The following is a 15,449-nucleotide window of genomic DNA, read 5'->3' as shown; positions in this document are numbered from 1 at the left end:
TCACCGTAGTTCGTACTCGGCCATGGCGGCCCGGACGGCGGGGGAGAAGAATTCCGGGCCGATGGCGTCGGAATAGGCCAGTCCCTCCGGGGAGAGACGCAGCAATTCGCCGGTCGGATGGGTGAGCCAGCCGCGGTCGGCCAGCAGACCCAGTTCGACCGGGAAATCGGACTCCGGGCCGGTGCCGAAACGTGCGCGGTAGTCGGCAACAACCATGCCGTCGGCCTGCAGGATCGACTGGAGCAGGAAGCGGCGGCGTGCCTCGTCCTCGTCGATGACCCGGCCGTGCAGCGCGTCACCGAAATCTCTTGTGGCGGTATAGCTGTCGATGATCGAGCGGATCTCGGGCACCCCTACCGCGTAATCGAAGGAATAGTGCAGGTCGCGGGTGTAGGAGCGGGCGCCGCAGCCGAGGCCGATCATGCCGTCGGTCTGGCACGCGTAGTCGTCGGGCCCGGCTGCGGGGGCATCGATGCGGCGGAACATCCGCAGGGAGTGTTGCCGGTAACCGGCGGCGAGCAGATGATCGCGACCCTGCCGGTACAAGCGCAGGCGTTGCTCGTCCCACTCCGGATCGGCCGCCTCGTCCCGGCGTCCGGAAAGCCCGGTCAGCGGCCGCACATAGAGCGGGTAGAGGTAGACCTCCTCCGGTCGCCAGGCGAGCGCAGCTTCCAGTGAGGTGTGCCAGCTGTGCGGGGTCTGGCCGTCGATTCCGTAGATCAGGTCGATATTGAGGTTCGCCACCCCGGTGTCGCGGATCCGCGACAGGGCCGACTCGACATCCGCGCGGCGCTGGGGGCGCACCGCCGCGCGGGCCTCGGCGTCGTCGAAGCTCTGCACGCCGAGGCTGATGCGTGTCGCCCCGCGCGCCGCCAGCACGGTCAGCCGGTCGGTGGTCGCGGTGGCGGGGGAGGTTTCCACGGAGAACCCGATACCGCGAAGGTCGGCACCCATGATGTGTTCGGCGATATCGCACAACCGGGTCAGCTCGCCGGCGTCGAGATAGGTGGGGGTGCCGCCACCGAAGGCTGCGGTGGCGAAACGTACCGGGTCGCCCAGGCAGTCGCGCACGGTTCCGGCTTGGCGGGTGAGCGCGTCGAGGTAGCGGGTGGTGAGATCGCCGGGGGCACCGACGCGGGTGAAGAGATTACAGAAACCGCAGCGTATTTCGCAGAACGGGATGTGCAGGTACAGCGAGAGTGCGTCGCGCGGCTCATCGGCCCACAGATCCCGCAGCGGGCGGCGCGGCGACAGCGGACGGTAGGCGGTCTTGTGCGGGTAGGCGTAGACGTAGCTCTGGTAGGGCCGGGGTAGCGCGATACGGGTGTGGGTCATGTGGTGTCCTCGGGGGTATCCGCGTCCAGGAAGAAATGGGCGTAGGGAACCGTCCACACACTTTCGTGACCGAGCCGGTGCCCCGTGTACCCGTCGTCCCCGTAGGCGGTGCCGTGATCGGAACAGACGATGGCGAAACAGCGGCCGCGGGCCCGTAGCGCGCCGAACAGCCGGGGGATGTGGCGGTCGACGTAGCGCAGCGCGGCCGCATGGGTTTCCCGGGTGTCACCGGATTCCTTTGTCGCTCCGGGCAGATGGAACCAGTTCGGCTGGTGGAGGGCGGAGACGTTGAGGAACAGGAACAGCCGCTCATCGGCCCGCATGGTCGCGATCACCTGCTCGGCCCGGGCCACCTGCGCCTCGAACGAGGTGGGGGAGGCCACCGAGAACTCCGGCTCCCAGTGGCTCTCGGCGAACAGTCCGGGCAGGACGCTGCCCAGCGCGCCCTGGTTGTTGAAGAAACCCACCCCGCCGATACAGACCGTGCGGTAACCGAGCTCCCCGAGGGCGGTCGGCAGGTCGGGTCGGTCGAAGACGAAAGTCTCCGGTGCCGTGGTCTCGCTGCCCGCGAACCGGGCGGCGAACAACCGGGGGTGCGGACCGGGTGCCGCGGGTGTCGGTAGAAATCCGGCGAAGATGGCCTGGTGGGAGGCGTAGGTGAAACTCCCCGGGGCGTGGCGTTCTTCCCATCGACCGCTCGGGAGTACCGCCGTCAGATTTGGCAGCCGGCCCGCGGCCGTCTCTTCTACGGCCACGTCGTAGCGCAGTGTGTCGAGGGTGAGTAGGAGCAGATCGTCTCTGCCGACCACCTCCTTCATCGACGTGGTCCTGGGAAAAACCCCGCCGGGCGTGGAGAGGAATCGGGGGCAGGTGCTCTTTCGGTACTCGGCACAGCGTTCACTACCTCCCGGGTTGCGCCGCCGACTCCGGTCGGCCGGAGTCCGGAGGGGCATCCTCCAGGTGCCGATGCGGTGCGCACGGCACGGTACCAGCGCGGCGCGGCGGCGACCTGGGCCGCGTAGGTGTCCAGACCCGCGGCAGGCGTGCCGGGCAGCCCGGTGATCCGGGGGAGCAGATCCCCGAACGCGTTCACCTCGCCGACTACGTAGCGCCGCCAGCCGTCGGTAGGCAGCAGATCCACACCTACGCACAGCGTCGCGGGGAAACAGGCCGCGGCCTGTTCCGCGAGGTGGAGTGCCCGGCTCCAGTGCGCACCCGCTATCTGCCGGACGGCCGCCGGATCACCGCGTGATCCGCCTAGATGCAGGTTGGTGATCGGTACCGAGGCGCAGCGCACGACGATATGGGTCGCCCGGCCGGCGGTCACCACGACCCGCAGGTCCGCCGCCCGGCCCCGGAGCGTCGATTTCGGTATCCACCGTTCGATATGCAGGCCGTCCGGCGCGAGGCGGTCGACGATGGCGGCGATCTCGGCTTCCGTGGGGTAGCGGCGGACGCGCAGCGAGTTGTGCAGGGCACCGGCCGGGGTGAGCTCGACCGACGTGGTTGCCCGGATCCGGCCCGAGGGATGCGTTTCGATCGCGAGGACACCGGAGGCGGAGGAGCCGTGCGCGATTTTCACGAACGCCCGCCGCAGGCTCGGCTCCCGCAGGTATTCGCGCACTTCGTCCCAGCCGGCGATCGGCGCCGTGCGACCGGACGTCGGAGATTCGGGCACCGCGACCTCCGCCGCGGCCAGCCGGGCGTGACACAACCGTTTGTCGAACAGCACCGCCAGCTCCGCCGGATCGTCGAGCCGGCACCCGCCGCGCAGCGAGGCCACGGCGGCACCGAATCCGGCGTACCAGCGGGCCGTGCCTTCCACCCGGGTCGGGTCGGTGATCCCGCGCAGCAGCCGGTCCACCTCCGGTTCCTCCCCGGGCGAATCGAGCCGGACCAGCTCGTCGCCGGCGAAGGTGTGCCCGCCGGCGTGCAGGACGTCGAGCCATTCGACCACCCGCGGCGGACGCGTTCCGGCCGCTTCCGCCGCCGCGTAGAACGACCGGACCCGCCGGTTCGCCCCGTTGCCGACAACCGCCCAGCGGTAACCGTCCGCCGGTTCCGCCGCGGTCATTCGCTGATCGACACGTACCGGTGGACCTCACCGTCGTCGATGAAGCTGTCGGCATCGTCGGGATCCAGATCGAGGAAAACGCCCGGCTCCAAGGTCTCCCGCAGCCGTGCACACATCTCGGGGCTGAGGTAGTTGTGATGCATATCCAGGGTCCGCAGATGGGTGAGCGGCTGCCCGGCGAGCAGGGCCGCCGCCCCGGTATCGGTGAGGGTGCCCATCGAGACATCCAGCGTTTCCAGCCGGGCCACCACCGGTGCCGCGGCCAGGGCAGCGCAGATCTCGTCCTGGATCACGCTGTTACGCAAGGCCAGATGCTTCAAGCTGGGCAATCGGTCGCCGGCCAGGATCGGAGCGAGGTCCGGGATTATGGTGTCGCCGAGGTAGTCCGGGGTGCCCAGCCAGAGATCGAGATGGGTGAGCGCAGGGAAATCACCGGCACCGATACCGCGGACCACCTCGCCGGGCAGGCCACCGGACTGCATAGTCAGTTTCTCCAGTCGTTCGTGCCGGATCGGCGCGAAACTCAACTCCTCGGATCCGCGGACGACGAACTCGGTCAGCTCCGGGAAGGCCCCCAGCAGCTCGGCGACCGGACCCTGCTTGATCCAGGAGATCTCGTTTTCCTCCGGTTCGATATCGCCGAGGAACAATGAGCGCAGCGCCGGGAACTTCGCGCGCGCGGCAACCATCGCCTCCACCACCAGATCGGACGTCTCGGGCTCGCCGTCGGAGAGATCGGCCCAGTTGCCGACGACGAACGCCCGCACCCGGGTGGTGTCCACGTGTTCGCAGAACCGCGCGAAATGTTCGGGCCAGGGAACCTCCACCTCGAAACCGGACCCCGCGATCCGCCAGGCCACCGACCCCGCATCGGCGGGAATGGTGTCGGCACAGGCGGCGTCGCCGGGCGAATCCGGGAAATCGAAGACGGGAAGCCCGCCGAACTCTTCCAGTCGCTCGAGATACTCGGGCATTCTCTGTTCCTCTCCCCGAAGCCGATATCGGCTCGATGTCCGCGATCGTTCTACCAACCCGGACCGACATCCGCAGCCCGAGAACGGACGGCTCGCCCGGTCACAGTGCGAATCGCCGGCACGTTCGGCTCACGTACCAGCCGAAGGGAGATGCCCTGATCATTCCGATCGACAGTGCGGCGGCTGCCGCATCGGCCGAAAGGTGGCGGCCCGCACCACGGGACCGCCGCGGCCGGATGGTGCTGGCGCTCGGTGAGGTGACCGGGCATGCCCATGCGATCACCTCACCCGGCAAGCTCTTCCGCGATCCGCACACACCGAATTCCATGGTGTTGTATCTGCCCGAGGGAGGGAGCCTGGTGCACGAAGAACATGCCACGATCGGCCTGCCGAAGGGGTGGTATCGGGTTGTGCGGCAACGCGAGTACCTGCCGGGTGCCGTCCGGATCGTCGCGGACTGACGCGGCCGGTAACTGTGAGCGAGACAGGAACGAGGGAACCGTTGACCGAATTCGAGCAGTGGCGGACACTGTCCGCCGCCACCGGACCCGGCAACCGGGCCATGGCCGAGGCGGGCGTGCGGCGCGCCTACGAAAGTGCGGGGCTACCCGGCCCCGAGCCGATCGTGGACCGTATCCGTACCGGGATCGTTGCCTGGACCTTCGGCTTGACCGCTGAGGAGTACGAGCCGGTCGCGCAGACCTGACCGCCGGCGTCTGGAACAATCGCACCTGTGACCGACGCCGAGACTGTGACCGAGGACGATCCCGGCACCGGCAACCGCCTGGCTGTGTTCCTGCGCTGCCACCTGCCGATGGTGGTGGTCGTTGCGGTGATCGCGGTCGCCGTGGTTTTCGTCGCGCAGGACCGGTGGCGGCGCGGGGCGTTCTTCTTCGGCGGCGCGACGCTGATCGCGGCCGCGTTCCGGTTGTGCCTGCCGACACTGCGGGTGGGCTTGCTCGCGGTCCGCAGCAGACCCTTCGATGTGGGTGCGCTGACTCTGCTGGGCGCAGCGATCGTCTTCCTCGCCGCCACCATCAATACGCTGGGCGTGGGCTGAACCGGCCGGTTCAGCGGCTGGAACGGGCCAGGTCCATCGTCTGGTCCAGCAGTTTGCCGATGGCCTCGGCTTCGGTGAGGAACGCGTCGTGGCCGTCCCGGGACGCGATGACCTCGAAATGCCGGCAGCCGGGCAGCCCCTCCGCCAGCTCCCGCTGGGTGTGCAGCGGATACAGCCGGTCGGAGTCGATTCCGCCCACGATGCACGGCACCGGAGTGCTCGCCATCGCCGCGTCGATCCCGCCGCGGCCGCGCCCGATATCGTGGCGGTTCATCGCCTCGCTGAGCAGCACGTAGGTGGCCGGGTCGAAACGTCTCCCCAGTTTCTCGGCCTGGTATTCGAGGTAGCTCTGCACCGCGTACCGGCCGCCCTCCCAGGGGTCCTCACCGGTCTGCGGGCTGTTGCCGAAACGGCTGTCCAGTTCGACCTCGGTGCGGTAGGTGAGATGCGCGATCCGCCGCGCGATACCCATCCCGGCCGTCGGCGCGCGCCCGGTGCCGTGATAATTCCCGCCCTGCCAGTCGGGGTCGCCGGTGATGGCGGCGATCTGGGTGGTCTGCGTGCCGATCTGGTCGGCGGTCGCGCGGGCACCCACCGCGAGGATCAGGGCCGAAGCGATGCGTTCCGGCGCGCACAGCATCCACTCCAGGACCCGCATCCCGCCCATCGATCCGCCGACCGCCGCGGCCAGGCGGTCGATGCCCAGCAGGTCGAACAGGCGCAGCTCGGCGCTCACCTGATCACGGATGGAGATTTCCGGGAATCGCGCACCCCACGGTGCCCCGTCCGGGGCCGGCGTTGCGGGTCCGGTGCTGCCCTGACAGCCGCCGAGCACGTTGGTGGCGACCACACACCATTCGCCGGTGTCGATCGGTGCGCCCGGTCCGACCATCCCGTTCCACCACCCGGGCTGGGGATGTTCGGCATCCGGTTCGCCCACCACGTGGGAGTCGCCGGTCAGCGCGTGCTCGATCAGCACCACATTGTCCCTGGCGGGTGACAGCTCGCCCCAGCGCTGCACGGTCAGCCGGACAGCCGGCACCCTGGCACCGTTCTCCAGGGTGAGGTCGCCGATATCGATCTGGCCGGGGGTGCCGTCGGCCGGGGGTAACTGCGCGACGGCTGCGGCCGTGGTCGGTTCGGTGCCCACCGTCACGCGATGGCTTCCGCGCGACGGACCGCATCCCGCGGCAATATCCGATGTGTATCAATCATGTCCCGGCCGCGCGGCGTCGGCGGCACGGCGGCCGGATGTTGCCGGTGGGTCGCTCGGACAGCGGTCGCGCCGGGGATACTGCCATCGGTCATATCGTGCTCCAGAGACATAGGGGGTTGCTCGCCGACAAGCGGGGGTGCCGGATCAACGTGACCAGCACCGGCACATAACGGCGACCTCCTGACGTGCGCTTGCTCCCGGCTTTCGGAAGCCCGGTCATCACCCGGAGCACCCCACCGCAGCAGGAGGGTTGCCGGCCAGCGAGCCGGGGCTTGTTGCTGGCGCTCATAACCTGCTCAACATGGTAGCGGTGCGCTCTGATGGATCGAAATCGGCCTACGCCCCTACCAGGTAATCTTGTGGCGCGGTTCACCCGTGTGAGATCTCACTACCGGGGCTGGCTGCACCGTGAGACCACCCGAAGCAGTACGCTCGTCTTGGTTACACCAGACGTCTCGTGGACAACGCGGGATGTATACGTTGTCTGTTGAACAGCTGGGGTCCGCTCACAAGCGTGTTCGCCTGGCCGTGCAATGAGGGCACCAGTCTTAGGAGGACACGAAGATCCATGTCCAAGATCAAGGTTGAAGGCACCGTCGTAGAACTCGACGGCGACGAGATGACCCGGATCATCTGGCAGTTCATCAAGGACAAGCTGATCCACCCGTACCTCGACGTGAATCTCGAGTACTACGACCTCGGCATCGAGTACCGCGACAAGACCGACGACCAGGTCACCGTGGATGCTGCCAATGCCATCAAGGAACACGGCGTCGGCGTGAAATGCGCGACGATCACCCCCGACGAGGCCCGCGTCGAGGAATTCGGTCTCAAGAAGATGTGGCGGTCGCCCAACGGCACCATCCGCAACATTCTCGGCGGCACCATCTTCCGCGCGCCGATCATCATCTCCAACGTTCCGCGCCTGGTCCCCGGCTGGACCAAGCCGATCATCATCGGCCGTCATGCCTTCGGCGACCAGTATCGCGCCACCGACTTCAAGGTCTTCCAGGCCGGCACCGTCACCCTCACCTTCACTCCCGAGGACGGCAGCGAGCCGATCGTGCACGAGGTCGTGCAGATGCCGGAAGACGGCGGCGTCGTGATGGGTATGTACAACTTCAAGAAGTCCATCGAGGATTTCGCGCGCGCCTCGTTCAACTACGGGCTGCAGCAGAACTACCCCGTCTACATGTCGACGAAGAACACCATCTTGAAGGCCTACGACGGCATGTTCAAGGATACTTTCGAGGCGGTGTTCGAGGCCGAGTTCAAGACCCAGTTCGAGGCGGCCGGCCTGACCTACGAGCACCGGCTGATCGACGATATGGTCGCCTCCTCCATGAAGTGGGAGGGCGGCTACGTCTGGGCCTGCAAGAACTACGACGGTGACGTGCAGTCCGATACCGTCGCGCAGGGCTTCGGCTCGCTCGGCCTGATGACCTCGGTGCTGCTGACTCCGGACGGCCGGACCTGTGAGGCCGAGGCCGCGCACGGCACGGTCACCCGGCACTATCGCCAGCATCAGCAGGGCAAGCCGACTTCGACCAACCCGATCGCGTCGATCTTCGCCTGGACCCGTGGCCTCGAGCACCGGGGCAAGCTGGACAACACCCCCGAGGTGATCGGTTTCGCGCAGACCCTCGAGGACGTGGTCATCAAGACCGTCGAGGGCGGCCAGATGACGAAGGACCTCGCCGCACTGGTGGGCGGGGACCAGGGCTACCTCACCACCGAGGAATTCCTCGCCGCGCTCGACGCCAACCTGGCGCGCGCGCTGCGCTGACAACACCGCGGCTCCACGGCACCCGGCGTGCGAACAGCGCCCGGATCGTGGAGCCGCAGCGTCCCCGGGGCGCCGAGAACAGGGCTGTGTTCTCGGCGCCCTTTGCCGTGGGTGCGGCCGTGCGGGTCCCGCGTGCGCGGATATCGCCGTTCAGTAGCCCTTCGCGGGTCTGTTCGGGTCGGTCTGTTGGACGGCGGACTGCAGGTTGCTGCCGTCCGGAGCGACGTCGTAGCGATCCATCACGTAGCTCATGCTGGCGGCGACATTTGCGACCGGGTCGTGGATATCGGTGGACGTTCCCCGCACGTGGTAGGCCCGGAAGGTGCCGGGAATCGTCTGCGTGAGCCCCCGTGAATTCTGTCCCGACGCGGCATTGCTGTCCCAGTTGTTGACGGCATTGGGATTTCCGCCGGACTCTCGTGCGATCAACACCTGGTATCCGCGCGTCCAGTTCTCGCGGGCCTCGGGGTCCTGGATGCCCAAGGCATCCAGTGCGCCGGAAATCGCCGCGGCGGTGCTCGTGTTGCCGGTGTAGCGGGAGTAATCGGATTCTGCGCCGGACAGGTATCTCGGCCTGTCCTCTTCTTCCTCGTCCGATTCACGTTCGCGGTTGTCATCACCCGGCATCATGGGGAACATCGGTGGGATGCTCCCCATGTTCCCGGGGGAGTTGGTGCCGGTGTTGCCGAGTTCGGTGGTGCCGGCCCGGCCGAGGTCCGAGGTGCCGCCATCGATGTGGTAGCTCTCCTCACCGATCCACGACACGGCGGACTCGGTTTCGCCGAATACGTCGTCGACCGTATCGAGGACGTATTCGAGAAGCTTCGCCTCGGTGTGCGCCGGCAGCCTCCCGTGCCGGTCCAATGGATAGGAGCCGCCCAGGAACATTTGCAGCGCCTGCACATGGAACTTGATGGCCGTGAGCTTCGTGCTGGAGGCGTCGTATGTGCTGCCGGCGGAAATCATCACCTGCTCGTGCTGACGCTCCATTGACCGTCTGATCGCATCGACATCGGCGATTTTCGTGCGGTAGTTCTCGACCATGACAGAGTGGTCGCCCGGTTGGACCAACTGGTGAGTGTGGAACATGTCCAGCATGTTCGGGGCCGCAGCCGGTTCCCCGGTCGCCATCAGATCGGCACAGTTCTGGATGGCCTGTCCGGCGGCGTCGAGAACCGCGCTGAACCCGCCACTGGCTCCCGGCGGTGGGTCGAGTTCGACCTGCCAATACCCTGCAGGTCTCATCGAAATCCGGCACCTTGCACGTCATCATTATCGCCGCGGAGCAGGCGTCCTTCCCGGGAGTGGGAATATGACCATTCGGGTGTCGCACCCTGACCGCCGGTCGTGCGAAACCGCCGGAACTCTGGCGCCCGGTGGTGGAAACTGGCACGCTGTCAACAAGCGGCGGTGCCTGTGGCCCGCGGTTTACGCTGTAGCACGGTGATCCCGGAGGGTGACGATGTTCGAATGGTCCGATACCGATCTGATGGTCCGCGACGCGGTCCGGACTTTCATCGATAAGGAAGTACGCCCCCACCTCGACGCACTGGACAGCGGGGAGTTGCTGCCCTATCCGGTCCTGCGCAAGCTCTACGCGGACTTCGGTATCGGTGCCATGGCCGAAGAGGGCCTGAACAAGCAGTTGGCCGCCAAGCGCGCGGCGGCGGAAGGCGGGGAAAAGCCGTCGGCCGAGGAAAAGGATCGTTCCGGCGGCGGGTTCGATCAGCAGACGATGATGGCCGTGGTGACCAGTGAACTCTCCGGTGTGTGCATGGGTCTGTGCAGTTCGCTGGGCGTGAGCACCGGCCTCGGCGGCGCGACCATCCTGTCCCGCGGCACGCTCGCCCAGCAGGAGCGGTGGGTGCCCGATATCGTCAGCCTCCGCAAGATCGCGTGCTGGGCAATCACCGAACCCGATTCCGGGTCCGACGCGTTCGGCGGGATGAAGACCTACGTCCGGCGTGACGGCGACGACTACATCCTCAACGGGCAGAAGACCTTCATCACCAATGGTCCCTTCGCCGACACCCTCGTCGTGTACGCGAAACTCGACGAGGGCGACGGTACGCCGGCCCGCGACCGCAAGGTCCTCACCTTCGTGCTCGACAAGGGTATGGAAGGCCTCACCCAGGGCAAACCGTTCAAGAAGATGGGTCTGCACGCCTCACCGACCGGCGAACTGTTCTTCGACAACGTGCGTCTCGGCCGCGACCGGTTGCTCGGCGAAACCGAGGAACACCGCGGCGGCGACGGCCGGGAGAGCGCCAAATCGAGTTTCGTGGCCGAACGCGTCGGCATCGGCTTCATGGCCTTGGGCGTGATCAACGAATGCCTGCGGCTGTCCACCGAATACGCCCGCAACCGGAAACTGTGGGGTCAGGAGATCGGCCGGTTCCAGCTCATCCAGCTCAAGCTGGCGAAGATGGAGGTCGCCCGGATCAATGTGCAGAACATGGTCTTCAACATCATCGAACGCGGGAAAGCCGGTAAACCACTGAGCCTTTCGGAAGCCTCCGCGGTGAAACTCTATTCCTCGGAGACGGCCACCGAGGTCGCGATGGAAGCCGTGCAGCTCTTCGGCGGCAACGGCTACATGTCCGAGTACCGCGTCGAGCAACTGGCCCGCGACGCGAAATCACTGATGATCTACGCCGGCAGCAACGAAATCCAGGTCACCCACGTAGCGAAGGGCATTCTCGGCCTCTGAAAATCGCCGGTTCGAGGGTGTGACGTGCCTGCCCACGCATGCCCAGGGCGGCCGGGCCCGACACGAGCGGTGGCGCCGAGTTCGGCGAGGCGCCGAGAGGTTTCGGCCAAGGGGGCCCGAACCTCTCGGGCGAAAGGCACGCCGGACTATACAGCCCGCAGATGGTCGCGGCTGGCGTAGATGTGTTCGGCGACGAGGTTGGCGATCCGCTCGGGATCCTCCAGCATGGGCACATGCCCGGCCCGGTTCAGCATGATCCGGTCCGCCGACGCGGGCAGCTCACGCAGGAACCGCCGGCCGTGCGCCGTGGCCGGTAGAACGCGATCGGAATCGGCCAGGATCACCCGGACCGGGGTGGTCAGGTCGGACATATTCGCCAGGGACGGTCCCCGCAGGGTTCCGGCGGTCAGCGCGGGCAGTGCGGGGCAGTGCAACGCGGCCAGGACCACGGCCGAGATATCCGCGCGGGAAACCGCACGGGTGTTCCTGGTGAGCAGAGAGGCCATCACCCAGCGCACGAGCCGATTGTCGACCGGGGAACTGCCCAGCTGCCGCAGCATTGCGGTGATCGGGATCATCGGCGCGATCTTGGCGGCCGCGCGGACCTGCGTCACCGACGGGGTTTTCCAGCCACCGGCCGGCGCGATAGCGGTGAGCGTGCGAGCCCGGCCGCGGCGCGCCAGTTCGAACCCGACCCAGCCGCCCAGCGAATTTCCGACGATATGGCAGGTTCGCCAGCCCATATCGTCCAGTTGTGCCTCGACCCCGTCGGCCAGGGTGGTGGCGGAGTAGTGGCCACCCGGGAACTCCGGCCCACCCCAGTGCCCGCCGAGTGCCGGTGCGAAGACCTCACACCGGGCGGCCAGCAGGGCGGCGGTCTGTTCCCAGCAATGCGGTGAGAGCAGGACACCGTGCAGGAGGAGTAGCGGTTCGCCGGAACCCAGATGCAGGGCGGTGACCGGCTCGGGTGCTGTGGTTGCGGAGGTGCCTGACATCGATGTCGTCACCCCTTCCTGGCAAGTAGCGGTGACCTGTCATTGTACGGTCGATCGGGGTCGTGGGCCCCTCCACCGCAGAGGTCGACGGTGTTCGCATTGCCGCCGGAAAGCGCTTGCTACCCGGCACCGGAGGCGGGTTTCCGCAGCCATGCCACCGGTGACCGAGCCGATGAGCCGCTCGCATTACGCTCCGATCGGACGGTCCGGTTCAGACGGCGATATTCGAGTTGGTCTTGTTCCACTCGGCGAGGACTCCCGCTGCGTATTCACGCCGGTCGTTGATGGTGTGCCCGGAGCTTCGCTCATAGTGCCGGTCGAAACCCTCGGCCACCGCGCGGGCATCGTTCGGGTTCCCGTTGACGATGTTCTCGGCCTGTTGATAGGAGCTTCCACTGCGCAGTTCGTGAACCATGTAGTCGATATGTGTTTCCCAGTTGCCGATATCCTCGCCCGGCCGGCTGGCGAACTCCTGGAGTCCCGCGTATCGATCGAAACGCCACTGGAACATGCCGTGGGCAGATCCGCTGTCACCCGTTGCCCCGACATTGAAACCGGACTCGAATTTCGCGTTGGCGACAATTCCCGCTGCTTGTGCCGGGGTGAAGCCATGTTCCTCGATCAGGTATTTCATAATCTTCATGGCATCGGGCTTGTCTGCGGTGGGGACTATCGCGGTGCCCATCGAGCCCGAGGTCTGGGTCAGCTCGGGGGAGGTCGATCCGCTGTTTCCGGCGGAGTACGAGCTCGGAGTGGCTGTGTACGACATCGGGGTATAGGCCGAAGGGGTGGTGTTACTACCCGGGAAGTCCGACTCGTCGCCGTTGATATTGAGTGCCCGGGCCGCCGCCTGATCCGAAACGCCGATCACTTCTTTATATGTTGCGTCCAGCGTTTCCCAGATCCCGTCGAACACTGTTTGGATCGTATGAGTCGGCAGGTATTGCGTGGTCGTGCCGTCGTCGTTGGTATCCGTTATCACCTGATCGTGGGAGGCGTCGATCTTGTCGTTGAGCAGCTCGACCGATCTGTCCATGGCCGCGTAGGCATCCGTAATCGCGCCGCCGATTCCTTCGGTGGTTACGGAGACGCCGTCGTCTTGGGCTTCGTAGTCCTTCTTGACCTTGCCGACTTCTTCCTCGTGGTCGTCGTAGTTGTCGAGCATCGTCGCCTGGTGGTCGGGGTTGGCGATGCCTTTGTCCTGGAAAACTTTTTCCGGATCAGGAGCCTTGGACGGGGTACCCGACCCCAGTAGCTGGAAGTATTCCTGGATGAGGCCCTCGGCCGCGGTGCGCAGACCCTTCAGTCCCTCCGGGGCGCAGGTCGGGAGGTCGTGCAGATCGCCCTTTTTTTCCGTGCCAGACGGGCTCATCTGCGCTCCATTCGCGGCTGGGAGGAAACAGTCGACACATGTCGATTATCGGATGTCCCCCGACGTGGGAACTGCTGCCACGACGGGATCGTGTGCGGGTGCCGGTGAGCTGCGATGAGGTGTCCTTGTACGGTCGATCCGTGCCGTACATCGTATCCACCGTCAATGTCAACGGTGTTCGTGCCGCCGCAGGCAAGGGCCTCTTGCCCTGGCTGGCGCGGACCGAGGCCGATATCGTCTGCCTCCAGGAAACCCGTGCCGACGACACCCAGATTGCCACCGCGCTCGCGCCCGCGCTGGCCGAGGGCTGGGAGCTGGCGCACGCGGAACCCGGGACCAAAGGCCGGGCGGGGGTGGGCGTGCTGTCGCGCCGGCCCGCGAAATCGGTGCGGATCGGTATCGATCCGGACAGCGAATTCGTCGGTGCGGGCCGCTATATCGAAGTCGAGTTCGACGAGGTCACCGTCGCGAGTGTGTATGTGCATACCGGTGAAGCGGATACGCCGCGGCAGGACGAGAAGTACCGGTTCCTCGACGAGCTCGCCACCCGGATGTCCGCGCGCACCGGCGCATTCATCATCGCGGGTGACTGGAATATCGCGCACACCGAACGGGACCTGAAGAACTGGAAGGGCAATCTGAAGAAGTCCGGCTTCCTGCCCGCCGAACGGGCTTGGCTGGACCGGCAATTGGCCGCCGGGTACGTGGATGTGGTGCGAAAACTTCACCCGGAGGGTGACGGTCCGTTCAGCTGGTGGTCGTATCGTGGGCGAGCGTTCGACACCGACACCGGCTGGCGGATCGATTACCAGCTGGCGACGCCGGAGGCGGCCGAGCGGGCGAAACAGGCCGTGGTCGAACGTGCCGCGACCTACGCCGAGCGCTGGTCCGATCATGCTCCGGTGACCGTTCAATATCGATGAAGGGGAGTTCTGTGCGCGCGAAAGCTGTGAAGATCCTGTCGGCGGTGGGTGCCGCGGTGGTGGCGATCGTCGTCGCCCTGCTCAGCACGCAGACCGGTGACGACGGTGCCTCGAATACCGCAGTCACACTGTCGGCCGGCGCCACCTCCACCGTGAGCAGCCAGCTCACCTCGGGCAAGACCACCCCCGTCGACTCCCCGGTGGTTTCGCGGGTGGCCGGGGTGCCTGAACGTGCCTACGAAACCCTGGAAGAGATCGATGCGGGCCGCTGGCCGGATTCGGCGAACGCACCCGGCACGAAAGGCGGGATCACCTTCCGGAACCGGGAGGGACGGCTCCCGGCGACCGACGATTCCGGGAAACGCGTCACGTACCAGGAGTGGGATGTGAACCCGAAGAAGCCCGGACAGTCCCGGGACGCCGAGCGCATCGTCACCGGCAGTGACGGTTCGGCCTGGTACACCGGCGACCACTACGACACCTTCACAAGGATGCGCTGATGCCCGAACCCCTCGCGCTCGCGGATTTCCTGGACTTCTCCTACGACACCGAACTCCGACCGTCCGGCGAACACCACACCGCCCTGGGTGCGGTGGATGTGGACGCGGCGGAGTTCAGCCGGGTCCGCTACCAGGCACCGGAAACGTTCCAGGTGCGCGAACTCCGCGGCAGCCGGATGCGCACCGTACCCGCGCTGTTCGATGAATTCGCGGCCGCCCTGCAGTTCCCGTACTACTTCCGGCCGAACAAGGACGCGTTCGACGAATGCCTGATGAACCTCGAGGACACTCTCGGGGATGCGGCCGGCTACGTGCTCGCGATCCGCGAGGCCGGCGAACTCCTCGCGGATGCACCGGCGGAACGGGAATGGTTCGCCTCGGTGGTCGAGGAATGCGCGGATTTCTGGCCGTCGCGCGAGGTCGTTTTCCGGGTCGTCCTGCAAGGTGAGCCCGCGGGAGTCACAGCAGTCCCACTCCGACTCTGAGTGAGTCCCCGCGCTGATC

At 66.5% G+C, this 15,449-nt stretch carries 16 protein-coding genes and 1 riboswitch; of the genes, 8 read left to right on the top strand and 8 right to left on the bottom strand.

The window, feature by feature from the left end; all coding sequences use genetic code 11:
- The 4 genes from ACIA75_RS34515 to ACIA75_RS34500 are packed head-to-tail and all read right to left on the bottom strand — an operon-like array spanning position 1 to position 4,383.
- Positions 1–1,335, bottom strand: coding sequence for an STM4012 family radical SAM protein (locus ACIA75_RS34515; RefSeq protein ID WP_397111269.1), 1,335 nt, complete (start codon positions 1,333–1,335; stop codon positions 1–3).
- Positions 1,332–2,153 (bottom strand): STM4013/SEN3800 family hydrolase, encoded by an 822-nt coding sequence (locus tag ACIA75_RS34510; RefSeq protein ID WP_397111268.1) that lies wholly within the window; start codon positions 2,151–2,153, stop codon positions 1,332–1,334. Before ACIA75_RS34510 ends, ACIA75_RS34515 begins: the two co-directional genes overlap by 4 nt.
- Entirely contained in the window at positions 2,150–3,409 is a 1,260-nt protein-coding gene (locus ACIA75_RS34505) for an STM4014 family protein (RefSeq protein ID WP_397111267.1), read from the bottom strand. Before ACIA75_RS34505 ends, ACIA75_RS34510 begins: the two co-directional genes overlap by 4 nt.
- Positions 3,406–4,383 carry an STM4015 family protein gene (locus ACIA75_RS34500; RefSeq protein ID WP_397111266.1) on the bottom strand — a complete coding sequence of 326 codons (978 nt, stop codon included), beginning with the start codon at positions 4,381–4,383 and terminating at the stop codon, positions 3,406–3,408. Before ACIA75_RS34500 ends, ACIA75_RS34505 begins: the two co-directional genes overlap by 4 nt.
- Positions 4,384–4,619: 236 nt before the next feature.
- Between ACIA75_RS34500 and ACIA75_RS34495 the strand changes: the two genes are divergently transcribed.
- From ACIA75_RS34495 to ACIA75_RS34485, 3 genes are all read left to right on the top strand, one after another.
- Complete coding sequence (locus ACIA75_RS34495) at positions 4,620–4,844, top strand: hypothetical protein (protein ID WP_397111265.1); 225 nt, start codon at positions 4,620–4,622, stop codon at positions 4,842–4,844.
- 41 nt (positions 4,845–4,885) lie between these two features.
- Entirely contained in the window at positions 4,886–5,089 is a 204-nt protein-coding gene (locus ACIA75_RS34490) for a hypothetical protein (RefSeq protein ID WP_397111264.1), read from the top strand.
- A gap of 108 nt (positions 5,090–5,197) precedes the next feature.
- Positions 5,198–5,443 carry a DUF3017 domain-containing protein gene (locus ACIA75_RS34485; RefSeq protein WP_397111358.1) on the top strand — a complete coding sequence of 82 codons (246 nt, stop codon included), beginning with the start codon at positions 5,198–5,200 and terminating at the stop codon, positions 5,441–5,443.
- A 10-nt stretch (positions 5,444–5,453) separates the two neighbouring features.
- On the opposite strand, the gene ACIA75_RS34480 is transcribed toward ACIA75_RS34485, so the two are convergent.
- A complete protein-coding gene (locus ACIA75_RS34480) occupies positions 5,454–6,599 on the bottom strand; it encodes a homoserine O-acetyltransferase (protein ID WP_397111263.1) in 1,146 nt (381 codons plus the stop codon).
- A gap of 242 nt (positions 6,600–6,841) precedes the next feature.
- Positions 6,842–6,952, bottom strand: a riboswitch (SAM riboswitch).
- Between the two features lie 275 nt (positions 6,953–7,227).
- Between ACIA75_RS34480 and ACIA75_RS34475 the strand changes: the two genes are divergently transcribed.
- The gene (locus ACIA75_RS34475; RefSeq protein ID WP_397111262.1) at positions 7,228–8,445 is read left to right on the top strand and encodes an NADP-dependent isocitrate dehydrogenase; all 1,218 of its coding nucleotides are present in this window, start codon (positions 7,228–7,230) and stop codon (positions 8,443–8,445) included.
- A 150-nt stretch (positions 8,446–8,595) separates the two neighbouring features.
- On the opposite strand, the gene ACIA75_RS34470 is transcribed toward ACIA75_RS34475, so the two are convergent.
- Positions 8,596–9,690: a transglycosylase SLT domain-containing protein gene (locus ACIA75_RS34470; RefSeq protein ID WP_397111261.1), complete on the bottom strand. Its 1,095-nt coding sequence runs from the start codon at positions 9,688–9,690 to the stop codon at positions 8,596–8,598.
- Positions 9,691–9,907: 217 nt separating this feature from the next.
- Here ACIA75_RS34470 and ACIA75_RS34465 point away from each other — a divergent pair, with 217 nt between their 5' ends.
- On the top strand, positions 9,908–11,155 hold the full coding sequence (locus ACIA75_RS34465; protein WP_397111260.1) for an acyl-CoA dehydrogenase family protein: 1,248 nt from the start codon (positions 9,908–9,910) through the stop codon (positions 11,153–11,155).
- Between the two features lie 146 nt (positions 11,156–11,301).
- On the opposite strand, the gene ACIA75_RS34460 is transcribed toward ACIA75_RS34465, so the two are convergent.
- On the bottom strand, positions 11,302–12,150 hold the full coding sequence (locus ACIA75_RS34460; RefSeq protein WP_397111259.1) for an alpha/beta fold hydrolase: 849 nt from the start codon (positions 12,148–12,150) through the stop codon (positions 11,302–11,304).
- 211 nt (positions 12,151–12,361) lie between these two features.
- Entirely contained in the window at positions 12,362–13,522 is a 1,161-nt protein-coding gene (locus tag ACIA75_RS34455) for a phage tail tip lysozyme (protein ID WP_397111258.1), read from the bottom strand.
- 140 nt (positions 13,523–13,662) lie between these two features.
- On the opposite strand from ACIA75_RS34455, the gene ACIA75_RS34450 reads away from it, so the two are divergent.
- The 3 genes from ACIA75_RS34450 to ACIA75_RS34440 are packed head-to-tail and all read left to right on the top strand — an operon-like array spanning position 13,663 to position 15,430.
- Positions 13,663–14,445, top strand: a complete 783-nt coding sequence (locus tag ACIA75_RS34450; RefSeq protein ID WP_397111257.1) for an exodeoxyribonuclease III — start codon at positions 13,663–13,665, stop codon at positions 14,443–14,445.
- Positions 14,442–14,945 carry a ribonuclease domain-containing protein gene (locus ACIA75_RS34445; protein WP_397111256.1) on the top strand — a complete coding sequence of 168 codons (504 nt, stop codon included), beginning with the start codon at positions 14,442–14,444 and terminating at the stop codon, positions 14,943–14,945. Before ACIA75_RS34450 ends, ACIA75_RS34445 begins: the two co-directional genes overlap by 4 nt.
- On the top strand, positions 14,945–15,430 hold the full coding sequence (locus ACIA75_RS34440; protein WP_397111255.1) for a barstar family protein: 486 nt from the start codon (positions 14,945–14,947) through the stop codon (positions 15,428–15,430). The genes ACIA75_RS34445 and ACIA75_RS34440 overlap by 1 nt, the downstream gene beginning before the upstream one ends.
- Positions 15,431–15,449 lie beyond the last annotated feature (19 nt).

Source organism: Nocardia sp. NPDC051750, from assembly GCF_044453135.1.
Classification (GTDB): Bacteria; Actinomycetota; Actinomycetes; order Mycobacteriales; family Mycobacteriaceae; genus Nocardia.
The sequence above is the reverse complement of the archived record's forward strand: the minus strand, read 5'-3'. Positions and strand labels throughout refer to the sequence as shown.